The following is a 14212-nucleotide window of genomic DNA, read 5'->3' on the forward strand; positions in this document are numbered from 1 at the left end:
GACGCGATGGTCGGCCACCGTTCACCCCGGTACCTGCGCTTCGGCGGGGCGGCCGCCCGCGCCGGGACGGCCGCCCACCCCCCGAGCCCCCACGACCGCCCGCAGGCATCCCCTTCGGTGTCGGCTGTCCGTAGTAGGGCGCGGAGTGGCCGACGCCGGCGCCGGAGAGCACGTCGGCGGCCGAGGCAGCCACGCCGGCCGCCAGCCGGCCGGCGGTGGAGGTACCGACACTCAGTGCCCGGAGTGCTCCGGCGAAGCGGCCGCTGGTCGCCGCGTCCGCCGTCGACTCGCCCTGGGCGCGGTCACCGGCCAGTTGCGCCGCGGCTCCCGAGGCCGCCACCCCGCCCGAAGTCGCGGCTACTGCAGCGCCGGCGGCCCGGCCACGTCCGCCGCCGAGGTTGCTCAGTGCCCCTACGGCTCCACCGGACGCGGCCAGCGAGGAGCGCAGCGCGGCTCCGCTCGACGTGCCCGGGTCGACGAAGGCCAGCAGCCGGAACAGCGCCAGCGGACAGATCGCACCGAGCAGGATCAGCAGGCAGCCGACCACCGCCATGCCGACCGCGGCCTCGGTGCTGGTCTCCTCGGCCCCGATGACGATCCCCTCGGTGATGGTCACTCCCACGCCCAGCACGAGCACGGCCACCGGGGCGACCAGCAGCGCGGCCAGGAACCAGCGCAGGCTGCGCCAAAACCAGGTGCTCGAGGACTGCGCCAGCAGGCCGCCGGCCGAGATCGCCGAGGTCGCCGCCAGCACGATCAGCGCCGCCTCACGGACCAACATCACCAGCAGGTAGCCGACGCTGGCGGGCACCAGCAGAAAGATCGACGAGACACCGAGCACGGTGGCGACCGTGCCGTCGACCAGGTCGCGGCCCACGCTGATCGACGGGTCGAAGGCGGCCATCGTGTCGATGCTCAGCAGGCTGCGCAGCAGCGCGGTGGTCAGTCCGGAGACGCCGGTGACCAGCAGCGCCGCCACGCCGACGTAGCCGGCCCACACCAGCCCGAACTGCACCAGCCCGATCAGCAGCCGGCCCAGGGTCTGCCCGTCCCGGCGCACCGCCGCGGCCCCGAGCTGCACGAGCGCCATCAGTGCCGCGACGGTGGCGCCGATGCCGAACGTCACCGGATAGATCCTGGCCAGCGGGCCGTCGGCGGACAGGTCCGGGGTCGCCAGGGCGTCGATGACCGAGAAGGCCAGTCCCAGCAGCCAGAGCCCCGCCTCCCACAGCGACAACATGGCGCTGACCCACACGTCGGCCACCACCGCGCCGGCCGCCTCGCCGATCACGCAGAACGGGTTGATCGGCAGGCACGACAACGCGTCGTCGGCCGATGAGGGGTCGGCCGGGAAGGCGGACACCACCGGATCGGCCGAGGCCGGAGCCGCAGTCGCCAGCCAACCCACCACCGCAAGCATCAGGACGACGGCCAGCATCAGCGGACGCGGCGATCGGCCACCTCGATCGAGCTGGGGCCTAGCCATGACGCAGGTCCCGCCAGCCGGCGGCGATCGCCGCGTCGGTACCTGGCCAGACCGAGGGAGCCGGCGCGGGCTCCGCCCCTGCTCCGATCAGCCACCGGTCCCCGACCCAGGCCATGCGCTGGCAGTCGGCGATCGCGATCCGCGACGTCTCCTCCACGGTGACGGTGAACTCGAAGTTCACGCACACCAGCGCGAACTCCTCGCCGACCGTGCCCTTGATCAGTCCCATGACCGGGCGGACCACGATGGCCAGCTGCGGTGACCCGGCACCGGACAGCCCCGCCGCGGACAACAGGCTGGCCATGCCGTGCGCCCCGGACCAGGTCTGCGGGGTGGGGCCACCTGGCGCGGCCCACTCGGCGATCACCTGCTGCACGCCGTCCATCGAGCCGGTCTGCATCGCCGTCACGTCGATCGCCGCCAGCTGCGCCAGCGCGCCTTCCGGGGTGCGGGGAAAGCCGGTCGGCACGTCGGCCGGGCCGACGCCGGTGGCGCGGGGCACCTCGAGAACGCCCGCGGTCCGGTTCGACAGCAGGCCGGGCAGCGCGGCGTCCGGGTCGGCGGTCGGCATCGGCGCGGCGGCGAGCGCGTCCTGCTGCGCCAGGTCCGTGGCGGGAGCGGCCGCCCGTGGTGCGGTGCCTGCGCCGTCCCGCCGTTCTCCGGTCAATGCCCCGACGACCGCCAGCACCAGTCCGGCCAGCACCGTCAGCGCCACGAGCGCGCTGACCATGATCAGCAGGAGGAGGCGGGCCGGTCCCCACGTCGACGTCTCCCCCACCGGGCGTTCTGCGCGGCGGCGCATCAAGTGCACCCGCTGCCGGTGATCGAGTCGAGGATCGTCAGGATCACCGTGTAGGTGATGGCCACCATCACCACGACCGCGACGCCCATGGCGCCGTACCGGGACGCGTGGGGATGGGAGAAGATCCGCCCGACCAGGATCGAGCCGAGGGACGCGACCGCGCCGATGCCGATCAGCGCCAGCACACCCCACTTCACCCAGGCGGTCACGTCGTCGGCGAAGCCCTGCATCCCCGGCGGCGCCGCCGGGCAGACCGCCGCGGTGACCTCCGGCGCCGCCGTTGCCGGCCCGCTGCTGAGCACCACCAGCCCGGCGAGGACGAGCGCGACGGTCGACGCCGCCCGTACCGCCGCGGTCCCTGGCCCGACCGTCATCGGGTCGCCCCGGCCCGCCCGGTCGGCGCTGCCGGGCGCCGGTGCCGAGGTGGGGCCGCCGGCACCACGAGCGCGGCCAGCGCCCGGCCGGCGGCGGCCACCGGCTTCGGCAGCCGGTCCCCGGTCAGCCCGGCGGTCTGCAGGCGCCGGTCGAGCGGCACCGGGACCAGCTGGCCCTTCGACCGCGCCTCACGAAGCCGGGTACCGCAGCTGGCCTCGACCAGCCGTGGCCATCGCGCCGGGCCCACCGCGGCGACCGCCGCGTCCCCGCCGACGGCTGCCAGGACGTGCTCGGTCTGCCGGACCGCTGGAATCGTGACCCGGGTGACGACCACCAGCGCGCAGCCGACGAGCGACCTCGGCGAGTCGAGCAGCGCACCGGTCGTCGACCACCCCGGGTCCACCACCATCGTGGCGTCCGCGTCGGTCTCCGGGAGCGGTGGAAGCGTTCCGCCGGCGGTGCGCCGAGCGAGCCGGACGACATCGAGTCGACCGCGGCGACCGCACCGCCACCCGGCGCCGTCGGTACCCAGTTCGATGGTCGGGGCCGCCGCCAACCCCGATCGGGCCGGCTCGGAGTAGTCGACCAGCTGCACCCGCCGGCCCTCCGCCAGCCCCTCGGCCAGCGCCAACGCGATGGTGGAAGCGCCGGCCCCGGCGTGACCGGCCACGACCAGGACGGCACGGCCGCCGACGCCCGCTCGCGTCCAGGGGACGTGCGAGCGCTCCGATTGGCCGGCACGGCTGCGGACCGCGGCCCCGAACGCCTGGCCTCCGTGCGGGAGGACGTCGTCGGTGACGTCGTCGAAGAGCCCCGCGCGGATGGCCACGACGGCCGCGCGCATGGCGGGCACGGTCATCGACCGTGCCTCGTGAGGATCGGTGGGGCTGGGAGGCGCCGTCGCCGCCGACGGCGGCGCGTCACGGCTCGGCCGGTCGCGCCCCGATCCCCGATGCGGGGCTGTCGTCTGCATGCGCCGACGGTGGCGACCGAATCTCCAGTAGTCCTCCAGCCGGCCGAGGCACGCGGCCTCCTGCTGTTCCGTGGGTTTCGATGCGGCCCGCCGCTTGCGGTGACGTTCGCACCGGAGAACTACTGGCGGAGTAGCGGAGAACCCGTGCCGTGGGCCGGCGGGTGCTGCCGCTCGTTCCGCTGCCGGTCAGGGGCGCGCGTCGAGTTCGGCGCGCACCCGGTTGTGGCTGTCCAGCCAGGTGCGCAGCTGCGGGTGCACGTACCCCACGACGTCGAGCAGCTCGATGTAGCGGTCGAGTAGCGGCTCGGCCAGCAGCGGCTCGTGGTGGGCCACGCGGTTGCGCAGCACGTGCAACCGGGCGACCGGAGCCTCCAGCAGGCGCCGGTCAGATCCGGGCAGGTAGTGGAAGGCGGGCCGCAGCGCCGGCCACAGGGCAGCCGTGTAGCGGCGGGCGAGCAGGAACCTCCAGAAGCCGAAGTTGAGCTCGGCGACGATCTTGCCGGGCAGGAGCGGGGCGCCGGCCCGCTGCAGCCGCTGCTTGCTCGGGTGATGTCGTCGCGGGCGTGTTGGGCGAGCTCTCGAGCTGGGTCGTCGTACCACTGTCCGGCTCGACCCAGCCGCTGGTGACGAGCAGTCAGGGCATCGTGCAGGACGTTGCGCAGTACGACCTCGACGTGGCCGAGCACCTCCCACAGCGCGCCGGCGACCGCCGCATTCCAGAGGTACAGCTCGACCGCGCGGTCCAGGTCGCCACCCACGGCGCGCGCATAGGTGGCCAGCCGGGGCGCGGACAGGTGCCGTTGGACGAGCAGCGCGGTGGGTGAGGGATGGCCGGTGGGCTCCGGCGCGGATCCGCCGCCCGGCGGGGACGTGGACATGTCAGCCCCGCGCTCGTAGACTCGTCGCTGAAGACCCCGGAGCGATCCCTGGCCTCGGCCACATCGCCGGGGTTTCGTCTTGCTCGGGCCGCTTCTTCGACGCCGAGCGACCGTACGACGTCCGGTTGCTGACGCGGGTCCGCCCGGTCCTGGCCACGAGCGTCGACCCGTACCCGGGAAGGCGTGCGGGTGCGGGATCACGTGCCGGCCATGTGCCGTGCAGCGCCGACGGCGCGCCGGGGCGGGTAGGGCATGGCTGGTCAGTCCCGCACCGGCCAGGCGATCAGCGGTCCGAGCCGCACGCCGGCGCCGGCGCCGGCGCCGGCCGGAGAGGCGTCACGGTGATCCTGGCTGCCGGCGGCGTGGGCCAGCGCGGCCAACACCAGCTCGAGCGCGCGGCGGTCCAGCACCACCGCCACGTCGGCGAGGTCGACCGGTCGCCCGTCGGCGAGGCTGACCGCCACCCGGAGCACCGCCATCTCTTCCTGGCTGCCGTGCAGGCGTCCCTGGGCGAGGGCGAAGTCGAGCTCGGGCCATTCGATGCGCGCCCACATCTGACCGCCGACCGGCTCGGCTTCGATCGTGACCAAGCCGGCGGCGCGCAGCCGAGCCGGCCAGTACCCGTCGTTGGCCAGCAGCAGCACGGCGGCCTCGGCCGCGTAGTCACCGACCGCGGCGCGCAGCAGCGCGGCCTCCACCTCGTCGAGATCGAGGTCGGCGGCGATCGGCTCCACGCTCACCAGCGTCCCTCCTTCCCCTCCCCAGGTCCCGCCTCGCGAGTGTGGCCAGCCAATACGACATCTCCAGAGGCGGACCCCCGCACACCCCACGCTGCGGCCCCGCGTGGGCAGGACGCTCCCTGGACGTGGGGTACGTGCGGCCTCACGACGCGCGGTCGAGGAACTGCCGGCGGGCGCGGTTGATGATCTCCGCCGTGCTCATGGGCAGGTCCATCTCGTCCTCACCGTCGTGGACGGCCACGATGCGCCCGACGTAGGTCTCGGCCTCGGCGCGGTGGCCCTGGTGGAAGGCCACCCGCATCGCGTCCAGCAGTACCTGCTCGTCGTCCGGCGCGACGAGCACGGCGGTGGCCGAGGCGATTGCGGCAGCGGCCAGGTCGCCGTCGGCGAGGGTCGTGGAGACGACCTGGTGGGCGACGTCGCAGACGGCTGCGGTGAGCGTCAGGTCAAGGCCGTCCAACCACTCGTAACCGGCCGGACGCTGCGCGAACGGCGGGCCGGACACAAGCCGCAGAGCGGCCAGCAGGTCGGGCAGGCCGCCGTCGCCGCGCACCGCTGCCCGGGCCCGCAGCTGGCGGAACAGGTCCGCGTCGACGAGCACACCGGTCAGCGTGTAGCGGCCGCGGTGACCGGAGCTGAGGTGCTTCTGCCCGGTGGCGGGGTCGGTGCCCAGCCAGGCGCGAGCGCCGGCGGCGACCCGGTGGACGTAGGCGCGCGCGCTGACGGGGTCGGTCCTGCCGCCGCGGGCAGGCTGTAGCGCGGTCGCGGCCTCGTCAGCGGTGGCTCCGTGCGGGCGGGTGGCGAGGTAGGCGACCATCTCCTCGTAGCGGCGCCGCAACCCGGACCTGGCGACGGCCGCCTCATCACCGTGCGCGCGCAGGGCAACCGGTCCGAGCAGGGTCAGCCGCGGTCGGGCGCAGTCCGGCGACCACCACTCGGCGAGGTCGCGGTCGAGTTGGGCGAGGTCGTCCTCGACCTCCGTGCGCACGTCGGCCGGCGCTGCAGACCCTGGCACGCCGGAAGCGCCGCTGGTCGTCCACGACGTCCGTGCCAGCGGAGGACCGGTCGGCGTGGGTGGCGCCGAGTCGCGGACTGCCTCGGTACTGAAGCCCCGTGGGAGCCGTAGGGACGGCGCGGAGGTCGGTGGTGCAGCGGTGTCCGGACCGGTCAGGTCGCCGTGGAGCGCGCCGGCGGCGTCGGTGTGCACCTGCCAGGGGCGGTCGCCGTCGGCGACGGGAACCGGAGCGTCCTCGGAGTCGCGCTCGAAGGCCAGCAGCGTGGCGATGTCGCGGGCCTGCTGGACGGTCAGCTGTGGCGCCGGCAGCCGCAGCCCGAGTGCCGGGACGAGCAGCGATCCGTCGTCGGTCAGCGTGAGCCGCCACTCGTCGCTGACCTGCTCCGGCTCGGCGCCGAACACCAGGGCGACCGCGGCGCGCCGCTCCCGCGTGCGCAGAGCAGCGGCGGCCTCGGCCAGTGCGCCGACCTGATCCGACGGATGTGGGACGAGGACGACCTGCGGCATCCAGCCGTCCCCGGCTCCGGCCCGCAGCCGCCCGTCCAGCACGTCGTCGTCGTACTCGGCGGCTTCCACCAAGCCGCGGTGCAGGCCAGGGTCGTTGACACTGTCGACCGGGTGGACCCGCCCGGGGGCCAGGTCGACCAGTTCGTCGCCGAAGCCGACGGGCGTGACCGTGAGCAGGTCCGACCAGCCGTTGACGGCCAGTTCGGCGGCCAGGTGCCGGGCGAAGTCCTCGCGGCGGTCGGCCGGTCCGGTCACGTACGCCGCACCGAGGCGTTCCAGGTCCAGCAGCCAGTGGCCTGCGGTGTCGGTGCCGATGGTGACCAGAGTCGGGTACGGCGCCAGGCGGGTGCGTGCCACCTGGGGGTCGACGCCGGTGTCCTGGTCGAGCCGCGCCGACCACCGGAGGCCGGTGTCGTCCGCGATCCACGGTTGCGGCGGAGGACGGTCGGCCGGAGCGTGCAGTCGCAACTCGAGCCGGCCGCCGTGGAGTCGGGCGGCGACGACGTCGGGGAGCCGCCCGTCCGGATCCGCGGAGATCTGGACGGCGAGGCCGCGCAGCGCCAGGTCGAGCGCGGCGTAGTCGGCCGTGCCCTCGTCGGCCGCCGATGCCACGACCGTCTGTGTGGCCGACTGCCTCCTCGGGAGGGGGGCCAGCCGTCGGCCGGGACGGCGGCGGCGGAGCCGCTGGCGGCGATGGGTGAGCCACGCGGCGCCCACACCTGCGGCGAGCAGTGCCCCGCTGCCGGCGAGCACGACCGCCAGCTCCGACGGGTTCTCGGTGGCATCCCCGCCGTCGGCGTCGACCGCCGCCTGCTCCGATTGCTCGGGCCAGCTTTCCGGTGTCGGCGAGGCGGGCGGGGTGGGGGCGAGCTCCGCCGGGACGGCCGGCTCGTCCTCGTCCGGCGCCGGCTCGTCGGTCGGGGGTTCGGGACCGGTCGGCGGCGAAGGGTCGGCGGCCGCGGGGTCGGCCGGAGGGATGTCGAGGACCTGCCCGGGGCGGATCAGGTTGGGGTCGCTGAACACCCCGCCGCCGGGAAGCGGTTCACCGGCGTTGAGGTCGAAGACCGGCTGCCAGCCGTCCAGGCCGTGCTGCGCGGCGATGTCGGCGAGGGTGTCGCCCGGGCGCACCGTCACCTCCGCGGCGGGTGATCCGGCCTCGGCACGGGTGGCGTCGGGCGGGAGGACCAGGATCCAGCCGGGGCGGATCAGCCCCGGGTCGGTGAGGATGGCGCCGTCGGGCTGGGGTCGGCCGCGGTTGAGCTCGAGGATCTCCTCGAAGCGGGTCCAGTCGCCCAGGTAGCGCGCGGCGATGCGGCCCAGGGTGTCGCGCGGCTGCACCGTGTAGGTGGGACCCGCCGCGGTGGGCGCGGTCGGCCGGGTGTCCCCTGGCGGAGCGGGCACCGGCGGCTCCTCGTGGCCCACCGGCTGCTCGGCGACGACGGGTGGGCCGGCCAGGGCGGGAGCGGCCAGCAGCGGTCCGCTGCCGACCCCGAGGACGGCGGCCACGAGCAGGGCGGCCAGCTGCTGGGGAGCCGCCAGGCCGGGCAGCCGCAGCGGTGGCAGGCCGCGGAGCTGACTGACGAGCTCGGCGGCCACCGACAGGGTGAAGCAGGCCCAGGCGATCCAGCCGATCATCACGAGCAGGCCGAGAAAAACAGCGCCGGTGTCCGGTCCGCTCACGGCGGTGGTCACCTGCGCCCAGGAGGGCAGCTCGTCCGGCAGATAGGCGCCGCCGAGCTTCCAGAGCGCGGTCGGGACGCCGGCGACCGCAGCCGCCAGCAGCAGGAGGGCGAGCAGTCGGCGCAGCAGGTCGAGCGCCGACGGTGGGGTGGTCATGGGCCTGCTCCCCCGTTCTGGCCGGTGCCGGTGATCAGGTCGGCGGTGCCGGAGCCCTCCACGGTGAGGGCGGAGATGCCGATCAGGCCGAGAAAGGTGGTTGCCTCGGTGATGGTGGTGGTCACGTGCAGGGTGTCGCCGTCAACGACGGTCACCGCGCCGGCCACGTCGTTGCGGTCGAGGTAGTCCTGCGCGGCGGCGACCGCGGCGGTCGGGTCGACCTGCACCTGTCCGGTGAGGGCGGCGGAGACGTCAAGGGCCTGCCCGCCGGCGCGGGCGGCCTCGTCGGCGATGGCGTTGGCGCGCTGGGTGGCGGCCACCTTGGCACCGCCGTCGACGGCCAGCCCGATGATGAGCAGCAGCCCGGGGACGAGCACGGCGAGGAAGACGCCGATCCCGCCGCGCTCGGCGTCCGGCGGCTGGTGGCAGTGGTGGCGGGTCATCGTTCGCGGTAGGCGTCGACGGGGCTGGTGAAGGACGCCTCGACGGTCACCGATCCGGGCAGGCCCGGGGCCAGCAGGTCGGCCATGCCGACCACGCAGGTGATCGACACGGTGACGTCGCCGGGCCGGCCCGGCGGGGCGGAGAAGCCGGCGGTGCCGAGGTCGACGGTGGTGCGCTCGCAGCGCAGGTCCTGGGCGGCCAGGGTGCGCTCCGCCTGGGCGCCGGCCAGGGCCGCGGCGGTGGCGGCGTCCCGGGCGAGGGAGGCCTCCCGGGCGGCGGCGCGGGCCGCCTCCTGCACGGCACCCTCGGCGATCTGGGTGCGTCCGGCGACGACGGCGAAGGACAGCAGCAGAAGCAGCGCCGGGGCCAGCAGCGCCAACTCGACCGACACAGATCCCCGCTCCCTGACCAGGGCACTCATGGCGTGGGCCGTTCGACCGGGCCGACGGCGGTCTGGGTCACCGACCACCCGGAAAGGCCGGGGAAGAGGCTGAGCGAGGTGCCGGTGACGGTTACCGCGATGCTGCTGGGCGAGCCGGTCACGGTCACGTCCCGGCCGGTGAGCAGGTCCTGCGCGGTCTGGTCGAGAAAGCCCTCGGCGGCCGACTGGGCGCGCCCGGTGGAGGCGGGCTGCACCCGGCCCTCGCGGGCGCCCTCCTGGGCCGCGCCTAGGGCGATCGAGCGGGCGTAGAACCACAGCGTCGCCTGGATCAGCGTCATCACCAGCAGCAGCACCACCGGGAAGGCGACCGCCAGTTCCACCGACGCCGCACCGCGCTCGCCGGACATCCGTCGGCGCGCCACGCCGCCCGCCCGGCTGCCCTCGGCATGGCCAGGCCGGGACACGGCTGCAGGGCCACGCGGGCCGGCGCGAGCCACGGGCGGGCTACTGGATCTGGGCCGAGCGGGAGGTGACCGCGTTGGCGATCACCGCGACGAGCGCGACGGCGATACCGATCAGCGCCACGGTGATGATCACCTGCTCGACCGACAGTGAGCCCCGCTCCGGCTCGTCGCGGAGCTCGCGCAGTCGGTCGCGCAGCTGTGCGCCGACGACGGTCAGGACAGTGAACAGCGAGGTCATCGGGGTGCCTCTCGGGTCGGGGTCACCGGGTCAGGTGGCCATCAGGCGGGCCAGTGCGGGATAGAGGAACAGCAGGAGGAAGGCGATCGACAGCAGAGCGACGGGGGCGGTGAGCTTCTCGCTGGCGGTGTTGGCCGTCGCCTCCTCCTCGGCCAGCATCTGCACCCGCAGCGATTGCGCCCGGGCCCGCAGCGTCGGGGCGATCGACGCGCCCTCGACGGCGGCGACCGCGGCGATGTCGGCGACGTCGGCCAGCTCGCCGACACCGGTGTCGGCGGCCAACCGGCGCAGGCCGTCCCACGGCGGATCGCCGGCCAGCCGGGCGGCGACCAGCGCGTCGGCGAGCCGCCGGAACACCCAGCCCTCCCCCAGGGCGGCGGCCCGCTCCAGGGCGATGGTGGGGCCCTCGCTGGCGTCGCGGCGCAGGCTGACCAGGTCCAGGTAGGAGCACAGTGCCCGACGCATCTGCCCCCGAGCCTCGGCGGCCTGGTCGCGCACGACGAGGTCGACGACGAGGAACAAGACCGCAGCCAGAGTTAGAGACCCGGCCACCGGCACCACTACGGGCAGCCGGATGCCGGTCAGGCCGAGCACGGCGGTCAGCAGCGGAGCAAACACCGCGCCGAAGGCGGCCAGGCCGACCTTGCGGGCGGCGTAACCCTCCGGCGTCCAGCCGATCAGCGTCAACGCCTGGGAGGGCGCCCGCCGCCCGGCGGTGGGCAGCCGGGCCGCGGCCCAGGCACCGGCGCGGCCGGTTGCCCGCGCCCACTGGTCGCCTCCCTCCGGCATTGGCCCGACCGGGACCGGGGTCGCGCGCCCGTCGAGGCGGGCCAGCGCGTCGGCCAGCCGGGGCTGTTCGACCACCAGAACGGCACGCAGCAGCAGGAACGCGCCGAGTCCGATGAGTGCGCCGGAGCCGATCAGCAGCGCCTGGGTGCCGCTCACCGGACCGGCACCTCGGCCGGCTCCAGACCGGTCGCCCGCCGGCTGCGGTCGGGGTCGACCAGGAAGCGGACCGACGGCGCAGGCGCGGTGAGCCGGCGCATCCACAGCAGGCAGGCGACGATCAGCGCGGCGATGGCGGCCAGCACCAGCTGCCCGACGCCCGTGCCGTAGGGCGCCAGGTAGTCGCCGTTGAGCGCGGCCAGCCCGGATGCGGCGACGGTGATCAGCAGCAGCCAGCGGGCGTTGGCGCGGGGCTTGGCGCGGTCGGCCTCGACTTTCCGGCGCATGGTGACCTCCTCGGTGAGGCTGCCCGCCAGCTCGGTCAGCACCCGCGCCAGCCCCGGTCCGCGCAGCTCCGCGCCGAGCAGCAGGGCGGCGACGACCAGATCCCCGGCGGCGTCGTCGAGGTCGTCGGCGAAGGCCAGCAGCGCCCGGGACGTCGGCCAGCGCGCCTGCAGCCGCGCCGCCAGCGCCGCCACCTCCGCCGCGATTGGCTCGGGGGCTGTGCGGGCCGAGCGGATCAGGGTCTGCTCCAGTCCGCCGCCGGCGGCCAGCACGTCGGAGGTGCGGCGCACCCACTCCTGCAGCGCCTCCAGCCGCTCCACCGCGGCGTTGCCACCGGAGAACTGCGCCAGCAGCCACGGCACACCGATCACCGCCAGCCCGGCCAGCACGCCACCGACCGGCCATCCGGAGGCCAGCCACACCGCGCCGGCCGCCACGGCGGCGGCCACCCACAGCGCCCGCTGCCGCGGCACCGCCGGGCGGTCGGTCCGCGCGGTCGGACGCGGCCGGCGGCGCCACGGCCCGGCCGGCGGCTCCGGGGCGGTGAGCGCGTGGGCGGCCAGCAGCAGGCCAGCCATCAGCAGGGCCCCGCACACGCCGGCGAGAAGCCCCGGGCCGCTCATCGCCGTCCCCCGGCCGCGCCGGCCCAGCGCCCGTGACTGGGCCGCAGCCAGTGGGGGTCGAAGCCGACCCGCACGTAGTCGGCCAGGTCCACCGGGTCGTGCTCGGGCACCGCCCGTCCGTCTGGCCCGGGGGCGAAGACGTCGGTGACCGCCGGGCGCCCGCCCTCCCCGATGCCGTTGCACTCGACGACCTGGCTGATGAACCGGTGACGCTGCCCGCCGATCCACCGCTCGTCGACGGTGCTGATGTGCACGATCAGGTCGATCGCCGACGCGCACGACCGGTAGGCGTGCTCCGGGGTGACCGCGGCGCGGCCGCGCATGCACAGGTTGGCCAGCCGCTCGAAGGCGTGGTGGGCCGAGCGGGCGTGCAGGGTGCACGCCGAGCCGCCCTCACCGGCCTCCATCACCTCGATCAGCGGCCAGGCCTCCTCGCCGCGGACCTCGCCCAGCCAGACCCGACTGACGTTCATCACCAGCGCCTGCTCGACCAGCTCGGTGAGCGTCACCTCGCCGAGGCGGCGGCCGTCCGGGCCGCGCTCGCCGGTGCCCTCCCGGGCCTCGAACGGCACCACCCGCGGGTGTCGGTCGGGCAGCTCGTGCAGCAGCAGCTCGAAGTGCTTCTCGATGGTGGCGAGGTTCTCGCCCACCGGGAGCTCGTTGGCCAGCGCCCGCAGCAACAGGGTCTTCCCCGCGCCTTGCCCGCCGGTGACCACGATGTTCTTGCGCGCCCGCACCGCGGCCCGCAGGAACTCCGCCAGCGGCCGGTCGATCGCCCGCAGCCCAACCAGGTCGTCGAGGTCGACGTTACGGATCCGGTGCCGGCGGATCACCAGCTGCGGCCGCGACACGGTCTCGATCACCGCCGCGAGCCGGGAGCCGTCGGGCAGCCGCATCGTCAGCAGCGGGCTCGCCGTGGTCAGCGTCCGCTCGGCGCGGCCCAGCCGGGCGGCGATGTGCTGCAGCTGCCGGACCAGGTCCTCGTCGGAGTCGGCGATCGGGTCGACCCGGACGTCGCGGCCGTCGGCGTAGCCGATCCACACGTTGTCGTGCCCGTGCGCCTCAATGTTCTCCACTTCCGGGTCGTCCACGTGAGGCTGCAGCCGGCCCAGGCCGAACTGGGCGGCAATCACAGCCTCGGCGATCGCCCGCTCCTCATCCGGCGTAGGCACCACCTGCCCGGCGCGCATCCGGGTCCTCACCAGCTCGTCGATCCCGTCCTGGACGAGGGTGCGGGCCAGCTCCTGCTGCGCCACCGTGCTGAGCGTCGGGCGACGCTTGAGCTCCTCCGCCAGCGCCGTCGCCGTCACCTCGTGGAGCCGGCGCACCAACGCCCAGTCCACCGATGCCGGCGACGCCTCGAGTCGTCGAGGCACGGGCCCGGGGGCGAGGAACTCGGTGAAGTCAGCGGACACGGCTGGCTCCGACCGTGGTCACCGACGCGGGCACCGGCGCCGGCGGTGGCATCAGCCGGGATTCGTGCGCCGCGGCGGACTCGACCAACCGGGTCGCGACCGTCCGGGCGGCCCGCAGCAGCGCCGACTGGGCGAACAGCCGGCCCGCCGGTGCGCCGTCGCTGAGCACCGCCGCCGCCTTCTGGTCCCGCGGCAGCGATCCGACGACCGGAACGCCGAGCGCCTCGCCGATCTCTCGCTCGCCGTACGGCTCCCCCGGCCCGATCACCAGCGTGCCGAGCATGCCCGGGCAGGTTTCCCGCTCTCGGAGTTCGGCGATCGCCCGCGTCGCCGCTCGCACGGCGCGCAGCGAAGAGCCGGTGGCCAGGACCACGGCGGCGGCCCGATGGGCCACGGCGGCCGGGAAGTGCTCGGCGCGCAGCCGCCCGCAGTCGGCGACCACATCGATCGCGCCGTCCTCCACCGCCGCCAGCGCGGCGGCCAGCCGATCCCAGTCCACGTGTCGGGCGCTCGCGGGGTCGGCCAGGCCGGGCAACAGTCGCGCCCGCCCCTCGGAGTCCAGCCGCAGCAGCTGGCTGTCCAGGTGACGGGCCGGCCCACCCCGCCTCGCCGCGAGCTCCAGGTCGGCCAGCCCGCCCGCGGATATCTCACCTCGGCCGTATCCGGCCAACACGTCCCCGCCGGCCGGATCCAGCTCGGCCAGGACCACCGGCCGCGGCCAGGACAACGCCAACGCCAGCGCGCTGGTGGTCACCCCCGGGGCGCCCTTGGCCGAACACAGCGCGATCAACACGGCAACGGTCC

Annotated in this window: 16 protein-coding genes; 1 reads left to right on the forward strand and 15 read right to left on the reverse strand. The window is 75.2% G+C overall.

All coding sequences use genetic code 11. The features are described from left to right. The 5 genes from OF117_RS21200 to OF117_RS21220 form a co-directional block, all read right to left on the reverse strand. Positions 1 to 1438 (reverse strand): hypothetical protein (locus tag OF117_RS21200; protein ID WP_263554845.1); only part of this gene is annotated, 1438 nt, incomplete at its 3' end. Positions 1439 to 1478: 40 nt separating this feature from the next. Next, the gene (locus OF117_RS21205) at positions 1479 to 2288 is read right to left on the reverse strand and encodes a hypothetical protein (RefSeq protein ID WP_263554846.1); all 810 of its coding nucleotides are present in this window, start codon (positions 2286 to 2288) and stop codon (positions 1479 to 1481) included. Further along, positions 2288 to 2662: a hypothetical protein gene (locus tag OF117_RS21210; RefSeq protein WP_263554847.1), complete on the reverse strand. Its 375-nt coding sequence runs from the start codon at positions 2660 to 2662 to the stop codon at positions 2288 to 2290. The genes OF117_RS21205 and OF117_RS21210 overlap by 1 nt, the downstream gene beginning before the upstream one ends. Beyond that, positions 2659 to 3522 carry a hypothetical protein gene (locus OF117_RS21215; protein ID WP_263554848.1) on the reverse strand — a complete coding sequence of 288 codons (864 nt, stop codon included), beginning with the start codon at positions 3520 to 3522 and terminating at the stop codon, positions 2659 to 2661. The genes OF117_RS21210 and OF117_RS21215 overlap by 4 nt, the downstream gene beginning before the upstream one ends. A gap of 300 nt (positions 3523 to 3822) precedes the next feature. Further along, positions 3823 to 4236 carry a hypothetical protein gene (locus OF117_RS21220; RefSeq protein WP_263554849.1) on the reverse strand — a complete coding sequence of 138 codons (414 nt, stop codon included), beginning with the start codon at positions 4234 to 4236 and terminating at the stop codon, positions 3823 to 3825. A 23-nt stretch (positions 4237 to 4259) separates the two neighbouring features. Here OF117_RS21220 and OF117_RS21225 point away from each other — a divergent pair, with 23 nt between their 5' ends. Further along, on the forward strand, positions 4260 to 4460 hold the full coding sequence (locus OF117_RS21225; RefSeq protein ID WP_263554850.1) for a hypothetical protein: 201 nt from the start codon (positions 4260 to 4262) through the stop codon (positions 4458 to 4460). A 314-nt stretch (positions 4461 to 4774) separates the two neighbouring features. On the opposite strand, the gene OF117_RS21230 is transcribed toward OF117_RS21225, so the two are convergent. The 10 genes from OF117_RS21230 to OF117_RS21275 form a co-directional block, all read right to left on the reverse strand. Beyond that, positions 4775 to 5254, reverse strand: coding sequence for a hypothetical protein (locus OF117_RS21230; RefSeq protein WP_263554851.1), 480 nt, complete (start codon positions 5252 to 5254; stop codon positions 4775 to 4777). Positions 5255 to 5396: 142 nt separating this feature from the next. Continuing rightward, positions 5397 to 8612 (reverse strand): LysM peptidoglycan-binding domain-containing protein, encoded by a 3216-nt coding sequence (locus tag OF117_RS21235; protein ID WP_263554852.1) that lies wholly within the window; start codon positions 8610 to 8612, stop codon positions 5397 to 5399. Next, positions 8609 to 9055 carry a pilus assembly protein TadG-related protein gene (locus tag OF117_RS21240; protein ID WP_263554853.1) on the reverse strand — a complete coding sequence of 149 codons (447 nt, stop codon included), beginning with the start codon at positions 9053 to 9055 and terminating at the stop codon, positions 8609 to 8611. The genes OF117_RS21235 and OF117_RS21240 overlap by 4 nt, the downstream gene beginning before the upstream one ends. Next, positions 9052 to 9447 carry a TadE/TadG family type IV pilus assembly protein gene (locus OF117_RS21245; RefSeq protein WP_263554854.1) on the reverse strand — a complete coding sequence of 132 codons (396 nt, stop codon included), beginning with the start codon at positions 9445 to 9447 and terminating at the stop codon, positions 9052 to 9054. The genes OF117_RS21240 and OF117_RS21245 overlap by 4 nt, the downstream gene beginning before the upstream one ends. 26 nt (positions 9448 to 9473) lie before the next feature. Further along, positions 9474 to 9845 (reverse strand): TadE/TadG family type IV pilus assembly protein, encoded by a 372-nt coding sequence (locus OF117_RS21250; RefSeq protein WP_263554855.1) that lies wholly within the window; start codon positions 9843 to 9845, stop codon positions 9474 to 9476. A gap of 97 nt (positions 9846 to 9942) precedes the next feature. Further along, positions 9943 to 10140 carry a hypothetical protein gene (locus tag OF117_RS21255; protein ID WP_263554856.1) on the reverse strand — a complete coding sequence of 66 codons (198 nt, stop codon included), beginning with the start codon at positions 10138 to 10140 and terminating at the stop codon, positions 9943 to 9945. Positions 10141 to 10170: 30 nt separating this feature from the next. Then, positions 10171 to 11085, reverse strand: a complete 915-nt coding sequence (locus OF117_RS21260; RefSeq protein WP_263554857.1) for a type II secretion system F family protein — start codon at positions 11083 to 11085, stop codon at positions 10171 to 10173. Continuing rightward, a complete protein-coding gene (locus tag OF117_RS21265; RefSeq protein WP_263554858.1) occupies positions 11082 to 11993 on the reverse strand; it encodes a type II secretion system F family protein in 912 nt (303 codons plus the stop codon). Before OF117_RS21265 ends, OF117_RS21260 begins: the two co-directional genes overlap by 4 nt. Beyond that, complete coding sequence (locus OF117_RS21270) at positions 11990 to 13408, reverse strand: CpaF family protein (RefSeq protein ID WP_263554859.1); 1419 nt, start codon at positions 13406 to 13408, stop codon at positions 11990 to 11992. Before OF117_RS21270 ends, OF117_RS21265 begins: the two co-directional genes overlap by 4 nt. Beyond that, entirely contained in the window at positions 13398 to 14201 is an 804-nt protein-coding gene (locus tag OF117_RS21275) for a hypothetical protein (RefSeq protein WP_263554860.1), read from the reverse strand. Before OF117_RS21275 ends, OF117_RS21270 begins: the two co-directional genes overlap by 11 nt. Positions 14202 to 14212: the final 11 nt, after the last annotated feature.

The organism is Geodermatophilus sp. YIM 151500, from assembly GCF_025716945.1.
Lineage (GTDB): Bacteria > Actinomycetota > Actinomycetes > Mycobacteriales > Geodermatophilaceae > YIM-151500.